At 50.8% G+C, this 18,781-nt stretch carries 19 protein-coding genes and 1 rRNA gene; 9 read left to right on the plus strand and 11 right to left on the minus strand.

The annotated features are described in order from the left end of the window. Positions 1 to 111 precede the first annotated feature (111 nt). Genes rseC through rseD form a run of 5 tightly spaced genes read right to left on the minus strand, consistent with a single transcriptional unit; the run spans position 112 to position 2,962 of the window. On the minus strand, positions 112 to 591 hold the full coding sequence (gene rseC / locus LG384_RS17280) for a SoxR-reducing system protein RseC (protein WP_225761274.1): 480 nt from the start codon (positions 589 to 591) through the stop codon (positions 112 to 114). Beyond that, on the minus strand, positions 588 to 1,544 hold the full coding sequence (gene rseB, locus LG384_RS17285; RefSeq protein WP_225761275.1) for a sigma-E factor regulatory protein RseB: 957 nt from the start codon (positions 1,542 to 1,544) through the stop codon (positions 588 to 590). Before rseB ends, rseC begins: the two co-directional genes overlap by 4 nt. Next, entirely contained in the window at positions 1,544 to 2,194 is a 651-nt protein-coding gene (rseA, locus tag LG384_RS17290; RefSeq protein WP_045446284.1) for an anti-sigma-E factor RseA, read from the minus strand. The genes rseB and rseA overlap by 1 nt, the downstream gene beginning before the upstream one ends. Positions 2,195 to 2,225: 31 nt before the next feature. Further along, positions 2,226 to 2,801 carry an RNA polymerase sigma factor RpoE gene (gene rpoE / locus LG384_RS17295; protein ID WP_045446287.1) on the minus strand — a complete coding sequence of 192 codons (576 nt, stop codon included), beginning with the start codon at positions 2,799 to 2,801 and terminating at the stop codon, positions 2,226 to 2,228. Continuing rightward, positions 2,798 to 2,962 carry a rpoE leader peptide RseD gene (gene rseD, locus LG384_RS17300; protein ID WP_136345495.1) on the minus strand — a complete coding sequence of 55 codons (165 nt, stop codon included), beginning with the start codon at positions 2,960 to 2,962 and terminating at the stop codon, positions 2,798 to 2,800. The genes rpoE and rseD overlap by 4 nt, the downstream gene beginning before the upstream one ends. A 263-nt stretch (positions 2,963 to 3,225) precedes the next feature. Between rseD and nadB the strand changes: the two genes are divergently transcribed. Next, the gene (gene nadB / locus LG384_RS17305) at positions 3,226 to 4,848 is read left to right on the plus strand and encodes an L-aspartate oxidase (protein ID WP_225761276.1); all 1,623 of its coding nucleotides are present in this window, start codon (positions 3,226 to 3,228) and stop codon (positions 4,846 to 4,848) included. On the opposite strand, the gene trmN is transcribed toward nadB, so the two are convergent. Further along, complete coding sequence (gene trmN / locus LG384_RS17310; RefSeq protein WP_045446293.1) at positions 4,833 to 5,570, minus strand: tRNA(1)(Val) (adenine(37)-N(6))-methyltransferase TrmN; 738 nt, start codon at positions 5,568 to 5,570, stop codon at positions 4,833 to 4,835. The genes nadB and trmN overlap by 16 nt on opposite strands. 130 nt (positions 5,571 to 5,700) lie before the next feature. Between trmN and srmB the strand changes: the two genes are divergently transcribed. After that, on the plus strand, positions 5,701 to 7,029 hold the full coding sequence (gene srmB, locus LG384_RS17315) for an ATP-dependent RNA helicase SrmB (RefSeq protein ID WP_200010350.1): 1,329 nt from the start codon (positions 5,701 to 5,703) through the stop codon (positions 7,027 to 7,029). Positions 7,030 to 7,046: 17 nt separating this feature from the next. Here srmB and LG384_RS17320 read toward each other — a convergent pair whose 3' ends face one another. Beyond that, positions 7,047 to 7,943: a LysR family transcriptional regulator gene (locus tag LG384_RS17320; RefSeq protein ID WP_136345497.1), complete on the minus strand. Its 897-nt coding sequence runs from the start codon at positions 7,941 to 7,943 to the stop codon at positions 7,047 to 7,049. Between the two features lie 102 nt (positions 7,944 to 8,045). On the opposite strand from LG384_RS17320, the gene eamB reads away from it, so the two are divergent. Beyond that, a complete protein-coding gene (eamB, locus tag LG384_RS17325) occupies positions 8,046 to 8,633 on the plus strand; it encodes a cysteine/O-acetylserine transporter (protein ID WP_048220788.1) in 588 nt (195 codons plus the stop codon). An 80-nt stretch (positions 8,634 to 8,713) separates the two neighbouring features. On the opposite strand, the gene grcA is transcribed toward eamB, so the two are convergent. Beyond that, positions 8,714 to 9,097 carry an autonomous glycyl radical cofactor GrcA gene (gene grcA / locus LG384_RS17330; RefSeq protein WP_003037563.1) on the minus strand — a complete coding sequence of 128 codons (384 nt, stop codon included), beginning with the start codon at positions 9,095 to 9,097 and terminating at the stop codon, positions 8,714 to 8,716. Between the two features lie 319 nt (positions 9,098 to 9,416). Between grcA and ung the strand changes: the two genes are divergently transcribed. Then, the gene (ung, locus tag LG384_RS17335; RefSeq protein WP_045446313.1) at positions 9,417 to 10,106 is read left to right on the plus strand and encodes a uracil-DNA glycosylase; all 690 of its coding nucleotides are present in this window, start codon (positions 9,417 to 9,419) and stop codon (positions 10,104 to 10,106) included. Positions 10,107 to 10,139: 33 nt separating this feature from the next. On the opposite strand, the gene LG384_RS17340 is transcribed toward ung, so the two are convergent. Beyond that, positions 10,140 to 11,183: a tRNA/rRNA methyltransferase gene (locus LG384_RS17340; protein ID WP_225761277.1), complete on the minus strand. Its 1,044-nt coding sequence runs from the start codon at positions 11,181 to 11,183 to the stop codon at positions 10,140 to 10,142. Between the two features lie 207 nt (positions 11,184 to 11,390). On the opposite strand from LG384_RS17340, the gene trxC reads away from it, so the two are divergent. From trxC to LG384_RS17370, 5 genes are all read left to right on the plus strand, one after another. Then, the gene (gene trxC / locus LG384_RS17345; RefSeq protein ID WP_045446319.1) at positions 11,391 to 11,810 is read left to right on the plus strand and encodes a thioredoxin TrxC; all 420 of its coding nucleotides are present in this window, start codon (positions 11,391 to 11,393) and stop codon (positions 11,808 to 11,810) included. Positions 11,811 to 11,879: 69 nt separating this feature from the next. Beyond that, positions 11,880 to 12,578 carry a tRNA-uridine aminocarboxypropyltransferase gene (gene tapT / locus LG384_RS17350; protein WP_225761278.1) on the plus strand — a complete coding sequence of 233 codons (699 nt, stop codon included), beginning with the start codon at positions 11,880 to 11,882 and terminating at the stop codon, positions 12,576 to 12,578. A 36-nt stretch (positions 12,579 to 12,614) separates the two neighbouring features. Beyond that, on the plus strand, positions 12,615 to 15,275 hold the full coding sequence (pat, locus tag LG384_RS17355; protein WP_225761279.1) for a protein lysine acetyltransferase: 2,661 nt from the start codon (positions 12,615 to 12,617) through the stop codon (positions 15,273 to 15,275). Positions 15,276 to 15,389: 114 nt separating this feature from the next. Further along, on the plus strand, positions 15,390 to 16,745 hold the full coding sequence (gene pssA, locus LG384_RS17365) for a CDP-diacylglycerol--serine O-phosphatidyltransferase (protein ID WP_048220784.1): 1,356 nt from the start codon (positions 15,390 to 15,392) through the stop codon (positions 16,743 to 16,745). 44 nt (positions 16,746 to 16,789) lie between these two features. Further along, on the plus strand, positions 16,790 to 17,113 hold the full coding sequence (locus tag LG384_RS17370) for a YfiM family lipoprotein (protein ID WP_225761280.1): 324 nt from the start codon (positions 16,790 to 16,792) through the stop codon (positions 17,111 to 17,113). Here the strand turns inward: LG384_RS17370 and LG384_RS17375 are convergent. Both LG384_RS17375 and rrf read right to left on the minus strand, forming a co-directional pair. After that, positions 17,110 to 18,408, minus strand: a complete 1,299-nt coding sequence (locus tag LG384_RS17375) for an MFS transporter (protein WP_045446334.1) — start codon at positions 18,406 to 18,408, stop codon at positions 17,110 to 17,112. The genes LG384_RS17370 and LG384_RS17375 overlap by 4 nt on opposite strands. Before the next feature lie 252 nt (positions 18,409 to 18,660). Beyond that, positions 18,661 to 18,776, minus strand: a 5S ribosomal RNA gene (gene rrf / locus LG384_RS17380). Between the last annotated feature and the right edge of the window lie 5 nt (positions 18,777 to 18,781).

Genomic DNA, 18,781 nt, shown 5'->3' on the forward strand with positions numbered 1-18,781 from the left:
TCTAATGCAAAGCTCGCAAGGGTAACGTTATGCCCGATGGAGCACGCTTATCGGGCCGACAAATACAATATGTACATTATTGCCACTTGCAGGCCAGATCAGACGAAGATATCACTGGCTTGTTTCGGTAGAGGATGTATCGACGCGCAGTATTCCAGGCGGGAGAGCAACGTTTAAAATAACCGGTTGCCAGGCTTCACGTACTGCCAGTTTTCGTGAAAAACCGCGTGCAATCAGAAATCCACCCACGCCGCCCAGTATCGCACCGCTTAACGCTGCGATATCACTACCAAACAGCACCTGAAACAGCGCTGCAAAAACAAAAAGCCCCGCCAATGGTGACATATAGACCAACATTGCCGAGCCCAACAGGCTGCCTTCCGCAATCCCAAGTTCAACTTTCTGACCTGGAGCCAGTGGTTCGTCGCTGGGCACCACAATAATATGCGTCGTCTGCGGCCCCAGTTTGTTCAACACACGGCTTCCGCAGCCTGCTCGTGAGGCACAACTGCTGCAAGACGCTTTAACGTCACAGCTGACCGTTGCCAGACCGTTCTGCCAGGAAACAACCGTTGCCCACTCTTTAATCATTGTGCAGCCCTGAACTTAATATTGTCCGCAATACGCTTCGCCGTCTGTGGCGGAAGCTCACCCACAATGGTGATTTCGGCATTATCACGCACGTTGGTGCTGACTGTCCGGCGTCCTGTACGCAGCAGTTGATCGGCACTGTTTTGCATTGCACGGTTAACGTTCACGGAGAAACTGAACAGACCATCAGAGTAAAGACGAGATTCAATAGGCATATTATCCATCGTCGGTAGCGGACGACGGCTGCTGGATACTTCACTGAATCCTTGCGGCAACCACGACGGGCTCCAGTTAAAATTCGTTTTCTCGCCCGCAGGAACGGACAGCAGCGGTGGCAGGTTCGCTTTCGCCAGCGTCTGCATACTGTCACCGACACCGCTATTCACGGTAAAGGAGATAACACGGAACTGTTCGAGCGTTTCACCATCACGATCGAGCAGATCGACACGCATCGGCAACTTGGTTTCGGTGTCCATCCAGACAATGTAGCTATAACGAGTACCGTCACGCGCCACAACGCGGATCACTTCACAGAGTCTGTCGGCAATACGGGTGCGGCCTACTGAAATAAAATCATAGTAGGGCGAAAGGCGTTTAAAGTCGGTATAAATCAGAGACGGCAGGGAATCAACGATATAGTCACCGTTCAGCGTGAACGGCTCCAGCCCAGGCTCAAAATAGCTGATTTCGTTCCCACGCTGCACCACTTCCCGGCGCGGTCCATCCATTTGCAACAACTGTGCAAGAGGACGGTTGTCCAGGCGTGCATGGCGATAACGTAGGGATTCAACACCCTGCTTATTGATGCTGACAAATGACAGCTCATAGGTTAGCGACTGGCTGGCCAGATTCATCTGCTGCAACAACGCCCCGGACGCAGGATTGGCCGAGGCGTTTACAGAGAAGAACAGGCTACCAGCCACAAGTGACATGGCAAACCAAAGTTGCTTCATTACTGCGATTGCGTTCCTAAAGTTTGAATTCCTGGCACCTGTACAGCGGCTTGCTGTGTTTGCGCCTGCTCAAACTGAAGCTGTTCGGAGTGCAGTCGGCGTTGCAGTTCGTAATCCTGCAACATGGCATTGATACGACGACGCTGCTCCTGTACCTGCTGTTGCTGACCGCCGCTGGCCGTCGCGTCAGAAGGTACACCCAAGCTCACCGGACTGGCTTTACCCATCATCGGTAATGTATTAAATACCGGCGTTTCGGGCTGCTGGGACATTTCAGATTGTCCATTATAGTGCTGGACGCCAACAATAACTGCAAGCGATACGCACGCAGCCACGCCCATTTGGGTAAGCTGCGCGGCCCACGGACGCATTTTCTTCCAGAATGGCATTTTCTGCCACTGATGCGGTGCGGGCTGGGCCTCAGGGATCAACGGCGCCGTCTGGCGTACTGGCTCAGCTTCAATAGCAGCCATAACGCGGGCGGAAATATCGAAATGGAGAACGTCGGCAGTATCACCTCGCATGGAATCGCGGATCAGGTGATAACTCTCCCAGGTTTTTTGCATTTCCGGGTTGTGAGTCAGCTCTTTGAGTAACTCAGTGTCCAGCGTTTCGCCATCCATTAAAGCGGAAAGTTTTTCTTTCTGCATGCCTAATACCTTTTCCAGTATCCCGCTATCGTCAACGCCTGATAAGCGGTTGAACTTTATTATCAATAGCTTCCCTCGCTCGGAAGATACGTGAACGCACCGTACCTACCGGACAATCCATGATAGCGGCTATATCTTCATAGCTCAGGCCATCTAGCTCCCGCAAGGTTATTGCCATGCGTAAATCTTCCGGGAGGGACTCAATAGTTCGGAAAACTATCTGTCTCAGTTCTTCTGACAACATTAAGTTCTCAGGGTTCGAAATTTCTTTCAGTGCTCCGCCACTTTCGTAGTTTTCAGCTTCAATCGCATCTATATCACTGGAAGGTGGACGACGCCCCTGAGCGACCAGGTAATTCTTCGCTGTATTGACTGCAATACGATACAGCCAGGTATAAAAAGCACTATCTCCCCGGAACGAATCCAGCGCACGATAGGCCTTAATAAATGCTTCTTGTACCACATCAGGAACATCGCCCGATGGCACATAGCGGGAAACCAGACTCGCCACCTTATGCTGATAGCGTACTACCAGTAAGTTAAAGGCTTTCTGATCTCCCTTCTGGACCCGTTCAACCAGGACCTGGTCCGTTAACTGCTCGCTCATCCGAGGTAAAGTCTCCCCAAACCAAATTTCCACGCGCTTTCGAAACGCCACTCCATCAGCTGCACTATGAGCAAGCAACGAGTTAGAGTGCTCAAGTTTCGTAAAGTTCCGTTACGCATTTGTTTTTGTTTGTCATGTTGTAGACAGGTCTTATCTATCATTATAAGTCTACATAACCCGATCAACGCACTATCTGTTCAGAAATGCCCATTAAACCGCTTGCAGAGTAACCCAACGGCTACTTTATTTCATCACCTAATCTGTTGCTAACGGCCTGCTTCGCAAAATATTTTTCGTATTTTACTCCTCATCGTACATTTCTTTAATGTTTAGTCATTGCAACACAATCAAAAATAAAACGTGCAGTATCGCGCAATGTGGTGCTATGGTGACCAAACACTGTTTAGTAAATTAAACAAAAATCATGAATACGACCCCTGAATTATCCTGTGATGTGTTGATCATTGGCAGCGGAGCTGCCGGACTCTCGCTGGCGTTACGCCTGGCTGAAAAACATCAGGTCATTGTGCTGAGTAAAGGGCCGGTAAGTGAAGGCTCAACGTTCTATGCTCAGGGTGGCATCGCCGCTGTTTTCGATGAAACTGACAGTATCGACTCCCACGTTGAAGACACGCTGGTTGCAGGGGCTGGTCTTTGCGATCGACATGCGGTTGAGTTTGTTGCCAGCAATGCCCGCACGTGCGTCCAGTGGTTGATTGATCAGGGCGTCCTTTTTGATACCCAGGTTCAGCCCAACGGCGAAGAGAGCTATCACCTGACCCGAGAAGGTGGCCATAGCCACCGACGTATCCTGCATGCCGCCGACGCTACTGGCAAAGAGGTCGAAACCACGCTGGTCAGCCAGGCACAAAATCATCCCAATATTCAGGTTCTGGAGCGTAGCAACGCCGTGGACCTGATTATCTCCGATAAAATCGGCCTGCCGGGTACGCGTCGCGTTGTCGGTGCCTGGATCTGGAACCGTAATAAAGAAGCCGTCGAAACCTGCCAAGCTAAATCCGTGGTACTGGCAACCGGCGGCGCATCCAAAGTTTACCAATACACCACTAATCCGGATATTTCTTCGGGCGATGGGATCGCGATGGCCTGGCGCGCAGGTTGCCGCGTTGCCAACCTCGAATTTAACCAGTTCCACCCAACTGCGCTGTATCACCCGCAAGCGCGTAATTTTCTACTGACTGAAGCGTTACGTGGCGAGGGGGCACATTTGAAGCGCCCGGATGGATCGCGCTTTATGCCCGACTTCGACGAGCGTGGAGAACTGGCTCCGCGAGATATTGTTGCTCGCGCCATTGACCATGAAATGAAACGCCTTGGCGCGGACTGCATGTTCCTTGACATCAGCCATAAGCCGGAAGAATTTGTCCGCCAGCATTTTCCGATGATTTATGAAAAATTATTGGGCCTGGGGATCGATCTGACAAAAGAGCCGGTTCCGATTGTGCCTGCTGCACACTATACCTGCGGTGGCGTCATGGTCGATGACTTTGGCCGTACCGATGTCGACGGTCTGTATGCCATCGGAGAGGTCAGTTATACCGGGTTGCATGGCGCAAATCGCATGGCATCGAACTCACTGCTGGAGTGTCTGGTGTATGGCTGGTCTGCGGCGGAAGATATTGATCGAAGAATGCCTTACGCGCGCGGCGTAAGTACGCTCCCAGGGTGGGACGAGAGCCGGGTAGAAAACCCTGATGAACTGGTTGTTATCCAGCATAACTGGCATGAGCTACGGCTCTTTATGTGGGATTACGTTGGCATTGTACGTACATCCAAACGTCTGGAGCGCGCCCTGCGGCGTATCACCATGCTTCAACAGGAAATTGATGAGTATTACGCCCATTTCCGTGTGTCAAACAATTTACTGGAACTGCGCAATCTGGTGCAGGTTGCCGAATTAATTGTGCGCTGCGCGATGATACGTAAAGAGAGTCGGGGCCTGCATTACACACTGGATTATCCTGAACAACGTCCCGAGTCAGGCCCTTCTATCCTGTCGCCGTTAAGCCATCACATAAACAGATAAAACGCCTGGGTCAGCGCCGTATAGCCTTCTGAATAGCGCTGGTCTGGCCCACGAATCACCAGCCTGTCAATAAAACACTCCCCGGCCTGCGGGGAGAAAGCCAGCAATACCCTGTGCGGTAGACGAGCCTCAGTTTCTGCAACATCCGTACGCAGACGCAGATGCCAGCCCATACCCAGAGCCTGCTGGGTAAATGCGTTACCAATCTGCTCCGGCAGCACCACACAAAAAAAACCTTCTTCTGTAATACTGTTAGCCGCCAGTGTTAACAATGCTTCGTGATCGAGTGTGGTGGTATAGCGTGCCTGCTCACGTTGCGGCGTGGCACACTCTACCCCCTGTTCATAATAGGGAGGGTTACTGATGATCAGATCGAAACGCACGGTCTGGCGCGGTACCCACAGCTGCGCATCTTCTGAATGCACTGTCACACGATGCATCCATGGAGATTTTACAATGTTTTCCTGAGCCTGCAGCGCGGCATCGACATCAAGCTCCACGGCATCAATAATGACGCTTTCATCCGTGCGCTGGGCCAGCATCAGCGCCAGCAGGCCACTCCCGGTACCAATATCAAGGATCCGTTTTACACCCGCGACGGGCGCCCAGGCGCCTAATAAAATACCGTCCGTTCCGACTTTCATTGCACAACGATCGTGTGCCACAAAAAACTGCTTAAAAGTAAATCCATTACGTCGAAGTACGGATGTAGACTGGGGCATGAAGAACAACCTTCCTGGAAAAAAAACGATAACATTGGATAAAAACAATACCTGAGAAGGTATATCCATACAAACAGATGAAGATTGCAGCCGTAACGTCTATAATCAGCGCCCCACACAGAGGTAGAACATGACTGTAACGACTTTTTCCGAACTTGAACTCGATGAAAGCCTGCTGGATGCCCTCCAGGAAAAAGGTTTCACTCGCCCGACCGCCATTCAGGCTGCCGCCATTCCGCCTGCGCTCGATGGACGTGATGTACTCGGTTCTGCGCCGACAGGCACCGGTAAAACGGCGGCATACTTGCTGCCAGCGTTGCAGCACCTGCTCGACTTCCCGCGCAAAAAATCCGGTCCACCGCGCATTTTAATTTTGACGCCGACGCGCGAACTGGCGATGCAGGTTGCCGAACACGCTCGTGAACTGGCCAAAAATACGCATCTGGATATCGCCACTATTACCGGCGGCGTGGCTTACATGAACCACATGGAAGTCTTCAGCGCAAACCAGGACATCGTGGTCGCAACCACAGGCCGCCTGCTGCAATATATTAAAGAAGAGAACTTCGACTGCCATGCAGTCGAAACACTGATCCTCGATGAAGCCGATCGCATGCTGGACATGGGCTTTGCCCAGGACATCGAGCACATCGCCGGTGAAACACGCTGGCGCAAGCAGACCATGCTGTTCTCCGCCACGCTGGAAGGTGATGCGATTAAAGATTTTGCCGAGCGTCTGCTGGAAGATCCGGTTGAGGTCTCAGCGGATCCGTCAACGCGCGAACGCAAGAAGATCCATCAGTGGTACTACCGCGCCGATGACATCGAGCATAAAACAGCTCTGCTGATCCATCTGTTAAAACAGCCTGAAGCGACCCGCTCAATTGTCTTTGTACGCAAACGCGAGCGTGTGCACGAACTTGCAGGCTGGCTGCGCCAGGCGGGGATTAATAACTGCTATCTCGAAGGCGAGATGGTACAGAATAAACGCAACGAAGCGATCAAACGACTGACCGATGGTCGGGTGAACGTACTGGTTGCGACCGACGTGGCCGCACGTGGTATTGATATCCCAGACGTCAGCCACGTGTTTAACTATGACATGCCGCGCAGTGGCGATGCCTATCTGCACCGCATCGGTCGTACCGGTCGTGCTGGCCGTAAAGGTACCGCGATTTCTCTGGTTGAAGCGCATGACCACCTGCTGCTCGGCAAAGCAAGCCGTTATGTAGATGAACCACTGAAGCCGCGAGTTATTGACGAACTGCGTCCAACAACCCGTGCGCCAAGTGAAAAATCTAACGGCAAGCCATCCAAGAAAGTGCTGGCAAAACGCGCCGAGAAGAAGGCGAAGGATAAAGAGAAGCCGCGTGTGAAGAAACGTCACCGCGATGCCAAGAATATCGGCAAGCGTCGTAAGCCGAGCGGAGCTGCCTCACAGCAGTCCGACAAAGAATAAACCGAATGCCGGGCCAGTCAGCCCGGCATTTTTTCATGCCTCGCAAAGCTCTCTACAATACAATCCATGAAAACCCGCATAGCCGGGCTGACGACTTTTCCGGCATGATGCGCGCACAATGCGGTAATCAACTCAGAATCTTCACCAAACGGTAACGCTATCAATTCTCCTGAACGCAACTCCTTCTCAACGGTAAATCGCGGTAAAAAGCTAACACCAAGATTAGCAGATACACACTGCTTGATGCTCTCAATACTCCAGAGTTCAATGGTATTTTCCAGTGTAATCTGTCGCTTTCGCAGCAGACTTTCAAAGCGTTGCCTGAAGATACATTGCGGTTCATTAATGATAAAGCTGCAGGGTATGTGCTGGTTATGCTGGGTGAAATTAACGTGCTGAAGAACCGGAGAAGCAACCAGGACAAGAGGTTGTTCGCCTAATGGCAGCATCTCAAGAGCATCGTCATTACCAACCCGATAAAATACTCCCAGATCAACATCATCACTCAGCAAAGCATCACGAATGACATAACAATTGAGTGACTGTAAGAATAAGCGAACATTGGGCGCACGTTGTTTAAACCGTTGTAAAACCTGAGGCATTTTATAAGCCAACAGCGTTTCTCCGGTTGCGACGCGGAGATCGCCGCTCGGTTGTGCATCTTGTTGTGCAGTTTGCCGGATCGATGCCATCACGCGCGTCAAGTCATGTATATGCGGCATCAGCCGTTTCCCTTCACTGGTCAGGCACATCCGGCGACCAATTTTTTCGAACAACTGCACCGAGAGTTCTTGTTCAAGCTGTTGAATATGAAACGTAACGGTTGACTGCGTACAACAAAGTTTTTGCGAAGCCCGAAGAAATGAGCCCTCTTCTACCACCGTTTTTAGCGTAATAAACCGACGTAAATCCATCTTCACCAACCTATCGAAATTATCGAACTTAGAATGCAAAAACATTCATTTTTTTAAATGTTCTGTGTCGGGTACTCTCTGCTAAAACAGAGGAGATAACAAGTGACCCCCACGCTTTTAAGTGCATTCTGGACCTATACACTGATTACTGCGCTAACCCCCGGCCCGAACAATATCCTCGCGCTTAGTGCAGCGACATCACATGGCTTTCGTCAGAGTACGCGTGTTCTGGCGGGAATGAGCCTGGGCTTTTTGATAGTCATGTTGCTGTGTGCCGGGATTTCATTCTCGCTTGCAGTCATTGATCCGGCTATCGTCCACTGGCTCAGTTGGACGGGGGCAGCATATATCTTATGGCTGGCCATAAAAATCGCCACCAGCCCGACCTCAAATGATAGCCTTGAGGCAAAACCGATTAGCTTTTGGGCAAGTTTTGGCTTGCAGTTTGTTAATGTCAAAATCATTTTGTACGGCATTACCGCGTTATCCACGTTTGTTTTGCCGCATACAAAAGAGCTGAGTTGGATAATTGGAGTTAGTGTACTACTGGCATTGATAGGAACATTCGGCAATGCCTGCTGGGCGCTGGCTGGTCATTTTTTCCAGCGCATCTTTCGCAGCTATGGGCGGCAATTGAATGTCATTCTGGCATTACTGCTGGTGTACTGCGCTGTGAGGATCTTTTATTAAATGATGTAAAAAAGCGGAAGATGCACTGACATCTTCCGCTTTTTGATTATTGATTTAGCGGGGTTGATTCCCCGTAAGCCTTACAGGCTCTCAGTAAAGGTACGAGCAATAACGTCGCGCTGCTGTTCTGGTGTCAGTGAGTTGAAACGCACTGCATAACCAGAAACACGAATAGTCAGCTGCGGATATTTTTCCGGGTGCTTAACCGCATCTTCCAGCGTTTCGCGACGCAGAACGTTGACGTTCAGGTGCTGACCGCCTTCCACGCGCACTTCTGGTTGCACGTCTACTGGAACTTCACGGTATTCAATTTCACCCAGTTTGCTGACGGCAACGACTTCATCGGCATTGAAACCTGCTTTCGCAACGATGCAGCGTGCTTCACCTTTTTCGCTGTCCAGCAGCCAGAAAGAGTTCAGCAGGTCGTCATTTGCAGCTTTAGTAATCTGGATACCTGTAATCATGTTGATGCCTCCCCGGCAAAATTATTTGATTTCGGTCAGCCGTTTCTCCGGCCAATTGGTAAAACCATTGTTGCTTGAGTGTATATATACCCCTCACACACCCTTGAATCTTTGATTTAAATCAACAAAAACCACACATCAAAAGTGGTGATGGGTGGATTTTATTGTTTTACATCAACTTACGCCAAGTGCTCAGGTAAACTTTTTACATAAATTTTCAACTATCTTTAAGGGGTAGCCCATTGAGAAACGTACAGAATTTTGCGCCTCATAAAGAAGCAGTTAAGCTATAGCGATTGCAAATTCGCAGGAGAGCGAGATGGCCACCGAATTAACCTGGCACGATGTGCTGGCTGAAGAGAAACAACAGCCCTACTTTGTTAATACACTGCATACTGTCGCCGGCGAACGCCAGTCGGGTATGACAATTTACCCACCACAAAAAGATGTGTTTAACGCATTTCGTTTTACCGAGCTGGGCGATGTTAAGGTCGTCATTCTGGGGCAGGATCCTTACCATGGGCCAGGTCAGGCACATGGTCTCGCCTTTTCTGTCCGTCCTGGCATTGCCATTCCGCCATCATTACTGAACATGTATAAAGAGCTGGAAGCCACAATTCCAGGTTTTACGCGACCTGCACACGGATATCTGGAAAGCTGGGCACGCCAGGGTGTTCTGTTACTTAACACTGTCCTTACCGTTAGGGCTGGTCAGGCGCATTCACATGCGAGTCTCGGCTGGGAAACCTTTACCGATAAAGTCATTAGCCTGATCAATGAACATCGTGAAGGGGTGGTATTTTTGCTCTGGGGCGCGCACGCGCAGAAGAAAGGGGCAATTATTGATGCGCAGCGTCACCATATCCTGAAAGCGCCGCACCCTTCACCGCTCTCGGCACATCGCGGTTTCTTTGGCTGCAATCACTTTGTACAGGCAAATACGTGGCTGGAACAACGAGGTGAAAAAACAATTGACTGGATGCCGGTACTGCCAGCTGAGAGTGAGTAAAAAAATGCCAGCGATTCGCTGGCATTTTTATTATCAGGCTTTGTTCTGACGCCACCACTCCGCGAGCAGTACGCCTGTCGCGACGGAGACGTTGAGTGTCTCTACATTGCCTGTGCCGTCAATCGCGACGCACAGGTCGTCTGCTGAGCATGCCGCTTCCGGCAGAGCTTCGCGTTCGCGGCCTAATACCAGCACCATTTTTTCCGGCAGCGTTGTGTTAAACAACGGCTTACCTTTGTCGCTGGAGGTCATGACGACGGTATAACCTGCCTGGCGGAAATCATCCAGCACATCGACAATACTGTCACCAGTAATTGGTTGAACGTGCTCTGCCCCACCTTCCGCGGTGCGAATCGCTGCACCAGATTCCAGCAGAGCTGCGTCCTGCACTACCACGCCTTTCACACCGAAGTGCGCACAGCTACGCATCATACCGCCCAGGTTGTGCGGGTTAGCGATATCTTCCAGCGCCAGTACGCAATCCTGCGCGCCCGCCTGACCGACCCATTGCTTAACGGTAGTACCATTACGTTTCTTAATCAGGAAGCAAACGCCGCCATGGTGCTCGGTACCAGAAGCTTTCGCCAGTTCGGCCTCGTCAACCACGTGGTAGGCTTTGCGATTTGCCGCCATCCAGCGTAACGCTTCTTTGAATCGTGGTGTCACGCTCTGAATAAACCAGGCACGGACAATTGCATCCGGACGGCTCTGGAACAGAGCCTGACAGGCATTTTCACCGTAAACGCGGGTTTCTTCCGCACGCTGACGACGTAATACTTCAGGATCGATAAAACTCTTGCCGCTAATACCACCGTGATCAGCCTTTTCCGCGACATCATCACTCGGCGCGCGGGATACGGTACGCCATGGTGAGTCTTCACGTTTGCGGTCGCGGTCGCGGCTCTGATTATTTCTTTCATCGCGGGCGGGGCGACGGCCACCGTCTGCACGAGACTTTCCTGGACGTCCTCCCCCTTTCCCGGTACGCGGGTTCTGGGTACGTTTTTCAGAATCATCATCACTGCGGACATACATCACTTTGACCTTGCCGCTTTTATTCTTCAATTCATCGTTCATGCTTTTCTCCACCAGCGCTGCGCGAAGCGCGCAGATTACCCGATGTGCACGTCGTTAGCCATTATTTCATTTAAAAGCTTATGACTATTGTACTCATTGAATAAAACGCATTGTTGTTTAAAACAGTCTCTCCGATAATATGTAACATAATAGAAACATACCGGCGTCATTGCCGCGAAGTCCATCCTACTCATCCAGAGGTTAGTTATGAATACCGTTTGTACCAGCTGCCAGGCTATCAACCGCATCCCTGAAGATCGCGTTCAGGATACGGCCAAATGCGGACGCTGTGGTCACGATCTGTTTGATGGTGAGGTGATCAATGCGACCGGAGCTACACTGGATAAGTTATTAAAAGACGATCTTCCGGTGGTAGTCGACTTTTGGGCACCATGGTGTGGCCCATGCCGTAACTTCGCCCCAATTTTTGAAGATGTTGCCGAAGAGCGTAGCGGTAAAGTACGCTTTGTTAAAGTGAATACGGAAGCTGAACGCGAACTCAGCGCACGTTTCGGCATCCGCAGCATCCCGACAATCATGATTTTCAAGAAAGGTGAAGTCGTCGATATGTTAAATGGCGCCGTGCCAAAAGCCCCATTTGATAGCTGGCTTAACGAATCACTATAATCTATCCGGGGCACGTCTTGTGCCCCGTTTTGTCCTCTGCGACAATAACGTTTTTCAACGTGCTTCCCCATGACAGATAACGCCGTTCTTCAGTTACGTGCCGAGCGCCTTGCGCGCGCCACGCGCCCTTTTCTTGCCAGAGGTAATCGCATCCGTCGCTGCCAGCGTTGCCTGCTGCCACTAAAGCTCTGCCTTTGCGAAACGCTCGCGCCCTCTCAGGCAAAAAGTCGCTTTTGTCTGGTGATGTTTGATACCGAACCTATGAAGCCCAGCAATACGGGGCGTTTAATTGCCGATATTTTGCCAGATACCGTTGCCTTTCAGTGGTCACGAACCGAACCGCCGCAGGCATTACTTGAGCTGGCACGAAATCCAGATTATCACCCCATGGTAGTGTTCCCCGCTTCATATGCAGGTGAGGAACGTGAAGTAATTTTCAAGCCACCAGCAGATAAACCGCCGTTGTTTATTATGCTCGATGGTACCTGGCCGGAAGCGCGCAAGATGTTCCGTAAAAGTCCTTACCTGGATAACCTGCCGGTGATTTCCGTCGATTTATCGCGCCTTTCCGCCTACGATCTGCGCGAAGCGCATGCTGAGGGGCAATATTGCACTGCCGAAGTGGCGATAGCCTTACTGGATCTGGCTGGCGACAAGCAAGCAGCAGAAGCATTAGGTGGGCACTTCACACGCTTTAAAACACGCTATCTGGCAGGAAAAACTCAACATCAGGGAAGCGTCACAGCAGATTCAGCAGAAAGCGTTTAAAATCATTCGGTCACTGGTGTCATTAAGGAAGCCGATATGAGTCAACGTGGTCTGGAAGCGCTACTGCGACCGAAATCCATTGCGGTGATTGGGGCATCAATGAAACCCAATCGTGCAGGTTACCTGATGATGCGTAACTTACTGGCTGGAGGTTTCAATGGGCCGGTTTTACCGGTGACACCTGCCTGGAAAGCGGTTTTAGGTGTTCTTGCCTGGCCCGATATCGCCAGCCTGCCTTTTACTCCCGATCTTGCCGTTTTGTGCACCAATGCGAGCCGCAATCTGGCATTGCTTGAAGCGTTAGGTGAAAAAGGCTGTAAAACCTGCATTATTCTCTCGGCGCCCGCAGCACAGCACGCTGAACTGTTAGCTTGCGCATCACGCCATAAAATACGTCTGCTCGGTCCCAACAGTTTGGGACTTCTCGCCCCCTGGCAGGGACTCAACGCCAGTTTTTCACCGGTACCGATTAAGCGCGGTAAGCTTGCATTTATCTCTCAGTCTGCTGCCGTATCCAACACTATTCTCGACTGGGCGCAGCAGCGGGAAATGGGATTTTCCTATTTCATCGCGCTGGGCGACAGCCTGGATATCGACGTTGATGAGCTACTTGATTACCTGGCTCGTGACAGTAAAACCAGCGCAATTCTGCTCTATCTCGAACATTTGAGTGATGCCCGACGCTTTGTCTCTGCGGCACGTAGCGCATCGCGCAATAAACCTATTTTGGTGATTAAAAGCGGTCGAAGTCCGGCAGCCCAGCGTTTACTTCATACCAGTGCGGGAATGGACCCTGCCTGGGATGCCGCCATCCAGCGTGCCGGTCTGTTACGCGTACAGGATACTCACGAGCTTTTTTCTGCAGTAGAAACCCTGAGCCATATGCGCCCGCTACGGGGCGACAGGTTAATGATTATCAGCAACGGTGCCGCTCCCGCTGCTCTGGCATTAGATGAGTTGTGGTCACGAAACGGCAAGCTGGCCACGCTGAGTGAAGAGACCTGTCAGAAATTACGCGATGCCTTACCTGTCCATGTTGATATCGCAAATCCACTGGATCTGCGTGACGACGCCAGCAGCGAACACTACATCAAAACACTGGATATTTTACTCTCCAGCCAGGATTTCGACGCCCTGATGGTGATTCACTCGCCCAGCGCTGCGGCTCCAGGCACCGAGAGCGCACATGCACTGATCGAAGCAGTTAAACACCACCCCAGAGGGAAATTCATTTCCTTGCTGACGAACTGGTGCGGAGAATTTTCATCCCAGGAGGCACGCAGGCTGTTTAGTGAGGCTGGATTACCCACCTATCGCACACCGGAGGGAACCATCACCGCGTTTATGCATATGGTCGAGTATCGGCGTAACCAGAAGCAATTGCGAGAAACACCAGCGTTGCCCGACAGCCTGACCGCCAATACCGCCGAAGCACATAATCTTTTGCAGCGGGCGATCGCTGACGGGGCGACATCTCTCGATACACATGAAGTACAGCCAATTTTGCAAGCCTATGGCTTACACACACTGCCGACCTGGATTGCCAGTGACAGCGCAGAGGCCGTGCACATCGCAGAACAAATCGGCTACCCGGTGGCATTAAAACTGCGTTCCCCTGATATTCCGCATAAATCGGAAGTTCAGGGGGTAATGTTATATCTGCGTACAGCAACAGAGGTGCAGCAGGCCGCTAATGCGATTTTTGATCGGGTGAAAATGGCCTGGCCGCAGGCGCGTATCCACGGTTTATTGGTACAAAGTATGGCCAACCGCGCTGGTGCTCAGGAGCTTCGCGTAGTTGTTGAACACGATCCGGTATTTGGGCCATTGATTATGCTGGGCGAAGGTGGAGTTGAGTGGAGGCCTGAAGAACAAGCCGTGGTGGCATTACCGCCATTGAACATGAATCTGGCACGTTATCTGGTGATTCAGGGGATCAAAAATAAAAAGATCCGCGCCCGCAGCGCACTACGACCATTAGATATCGCCGGTTTAAGTCAGCTTCTGGTCCAGGTATCCAACCTGATCGTCGACTGTCCGGAGATTCAGCGTCTGGATATCCATCCGCTTCTGGCCTCTGCCGGTGAATTTACTGCACTGGACGTCACGCTGGATATTGCCCCTTTCACTGGCGACAACGAAAGCAGACTGGCTGTACGCCCCTACCCCCATCAACTGGAAGAGTGGGTTGAGATGAAAAACGGCGAACGCTGCCTGTTCCGCCCTATTTTGCCGGAGGATGAGCCTCAACTGCAGCAGTTCATTTCACAGGTAACGAAAGAAGATCTTTATTACCGCTACTTCAGTGAGATCAACGAATTTACCCATGAAGATTTAGCCAATATGACGCAGATCGACTACGATCGGGAAATGGCCTTTGTCGCCGTACGTTGTCGAGATAACCATGAAGAGATCCTCGGTGTTACGCGAGCTATCTCGGATCCTGATAACGTAGATGCAGAGTTTGCTGTACTGGTTCGATCCGATCTCAAAGGACTGGGACTCGGCCGTCGATTGATGGAAAAGTTAATTACGTATACCCGAGATCACGGACTCAGGCGCCTGAATGGTATTACGATGCCAAACAATCGTGGGATGGTCGCCCTGGCCCGGAAGCTCGGGTTTGATGTTGACGTCCAGCTCGAAGAGGGGATTGTTGGGCTAACGCTTAATCTGGCCCAATTTGAGGAATCGTGAGTAAGGTACTGGAAATGTTGACCACATTAATGGGTACTGGTGGTATCATTGCTCGCTTATGTCGTCTGCATAGCACAGAGGACCCTTCAATGAACAGAGAAGAAATGCACTGTGATGTTGTCAAAATTTAAGCGTAATAAACATCAACAACACCTTGCCCAACTACCTAAGATTTCTCAGTCAGTTGATGATGTAGATTTCTTTTATGCTCCCGCTAATTTCAGGGAGACTCTGCTGGAGAAAATAGCCAGCGCGACGCAACGGATCTGCATCATAGCTCTGTACCTGGAGCAGGATGACGGTGGCAAAGGCATACTCGACGCGCTCTATGCGGCTAAGCGGCAGCGTCCCGAACTGGATATTCGGGTACTTGTTGACTGGCATCGTGCCCAGCGAGGGCGTATTGGCGCAGCGGCCTCCAATACCAACGCTGACTGGTATTGCCGAATGGCGCAAGAAAACCCAGGGATCGATATTCCGGTCTACGGCGTACCGATTAATACTCGTGAAGCGCTTGGCGTCCTGCACTTCAAAGGCTTTATCATCGATGATAGCGTCCTGTATAGCGGAGCAAGCCTGAACGATGTTTACTTGCACCAGCATGATAAATACCGCTATGACCGCTACCAGCTGATTCGCAACGCGCAAATGGCCGATATCATGTTCGACTGGGTAACGCAGAACCTGATGAACGGTCGCGGTGTTAATCGCCTTGATGATATCCATCGTCCTAAAAGCCCGGAAATTAAAAACGACATCCGTCTGTACCGTCAGGAACTGCGTGATGCCTCGTTCCATTTCCAGGGGAATGCTGATAACGAACAGCTTTCTGTTACTCCTCTGGTTGGGCTAGGAAAATCCAGTCTGCTAAATAAGACCATTTTCCACCTCATGCCTTGTGCGGAGCAAAAGCTTACGATCTGCACCCCTTATTTCAACCTGCCTGCTGTGCTGGTTCGCAATATCATCCAGCTACTACGGGAAGGGAAAAAAGTAGAAATCATCGTGGGCGATAAAACCGCCAACGACTTTTTCATACCTGAAAATGAGCCGTTTAAGATCATCGGGGCACTTCCCTACCTTTATGAAATTAACCTGCGCCGCTTCCTGAGCCGTCTACAGTATTACGTTAATACCGATCAGCTAGTCGTTCGCTTATGGAAAGATGATGACAATACCTATCATCTGAAGGGTATGTGGGTTGATGACAAATGGATGTTGCTAACCGGCAACAACCTTAACCCCCGAGCCTGGCGCCTGGATCTGGAAAATGCCATTCTTATCCACGATCCTAAGCAGGAGCTAACCCTTCAGCGCGAAAAAGAGCTTGAGCTCATCCGTACGCATACTACCGTCGTTAAACACTATCGCGACTTACAGAGTATTGCCGACTATCCGGTAAAAGTACGTAAGCTTATCCGTCGACTACGCCGTATTCGAATCGACAGATTAATCAGCCGTATTCTGTAACCAAAACCCCGTCCAGTGACGGGGTTTTTCCTGTGGAGGTAACGGTGCGCCTGTTTATCCTTGCCTGTATCCTGACACTTTCTGGCTGTAGCCATATGGCGAACGATAGCTGGAGTGGACAAGACAAAGCCCAACACTTCATTGCCTCCGCCATGCTGGCTGCAGCCGGAAACGAGTATGCGCAGCACCAGGGAAATAGTAACGACCGCAGCGCTGCTATCGGTTTTATGTTCTCAGTCAGCCTCGGTGCATCAAAAGAACTGTTGGACAGCCGCCTCTCAGGAAGCGGCTGGAGTTGGAAAGATTTTGCCTGGGATATAGCCGGAGCATCCACCGGCTACGCTGTCTGGCAAATGGCCCATCGCTAGAGGCGCAGCCCTTTCCCTTTACGGTGTAGCATTAGCGAGACAAAAAAAGCGACCACCGCCATAGCGGTAACGTACCAGAAGAATGTCGTTTCCATCCCGACCGACTTTAGCGACAGCGCAACATATTCCGCAGAACCACCAAACAAAGCATTTGCCACTGCATAAGATAACCCAACCCCTAGAGCACGAACTTGTGCCGGGAACATTTCGGCCTTCAGGATCCCACTGATAGAAGTGTAAAAACTCACAATTAGCAAAGCACACATCACCAGACCAAATGCCATAAACGGAGACGTCACATTCTGTAGCGCCGACAAAATAGGAACGGTGAACAGCGTAGCCAGCACCCCAAAGCACAACATCGAAGTACGTCGACCAATTTTATCTGACAAAGCACCAAATAACGGTTGCACCAGCATAAAGACACACAGCGCTGCCGTCATAATACCGCTGGCTACATTGGCATGCATACCTGCTGTATTTACCAGGTATTTTTGCATATAGGTAGTAAACGTATAAAAGCAAAGTGAGCCAGCGGCGGTAAAGCCAAGTACCATAATAAAAGCTTTACGGTTGCGCCATAATCCTTTCAGGGAGCCCGCTTCTTTCAACGCACGAACATCCTGTTTCGATGTTTCATCCAACTGACGACGTAACCATAATGCGACAATCGCCAGCACTGCCCCCAGCGCAAATGGGATACGCCATCCCCACGCTCTGAGTGCAGAGTCTTCTAACGTTTGCTGCAGTATCACCACAACCAGTAATGCCAGTAATTGTCCGCCTATCAACGTAACGTACTGGAATGAAGCATAAAATCCTTTCTTACCTTCAACTGCCACCTCACTCATGTAGGTTGCGCTAGTTCCATACTCTCCACCAACCGACAGTCCCTGGAATAATCTGGCAAGCAACAGCAGTGCGGGTGCCCATGTACCGATAGTTTCATACCCCGGCAGACAAGCGATCACCAACGACCCCATACACATCATGCACACTGACAACAGCATGGATTTTTTACGCCCATGTTTATCTGCGATCCGGCCAAAAAGCCATCCGCCTATCGGCCGCATCAGGAAGCCCGCAGCAAAAACGCCGGCGGTTTGTAGGAGTTGTGTTGTGGTATTTCCGGAAGGAAAAAAGATATGAGCAAAATAAAGAGAACAGAAAGAATAGATGTAAAAATCAAACCATTCGACAAGATTCCCTGATGACGCCCCTACAATTGCCCATATACGACGACGGGTATCGCTGTCGGTCAGCGCCCCATTCTCAGTTACACTGCTATCAGCCATTAGAATTGTGCCCCTGCCAAGGATCTGTTGAATCTTACAATGATGTATCGTGTTTTTAGTGAAAAATATGTTACATAATTGTTATACATCATTGCGAGAGTTAGATCACGATTTTAATTAGCAGAGAAAGGAATCAGATTTATATGATGGAGGGTAAGAAGCCTGAGTCTGATAGAACTACGCTTGTCAGACCTGCAGTCCGCAGACGCAAAAAAGCCCATCCGGCAGGATGGGCTTCTTCACTGGTTTGATGCCTGGCAGTTCCCTACTCTCGCATGGGGAGACCCCACACTACCATCGGCGCTACGGCGTTTCACTTCTGAGTTCGGCATGGGGTCAGGTGGGACCACCGCGCTACAGCCGCCAGGCAAAT

Source organism: Citrobacter sp. Marseille-Q3906, from assembly GCF_916618775.1.
Lineage (GTDB): Bacteria > Pseudomonadota > Gammaproteobacteria > Enterobacterales > Enterobacteriaceae > Citrobacter > Citrobacter murliniae.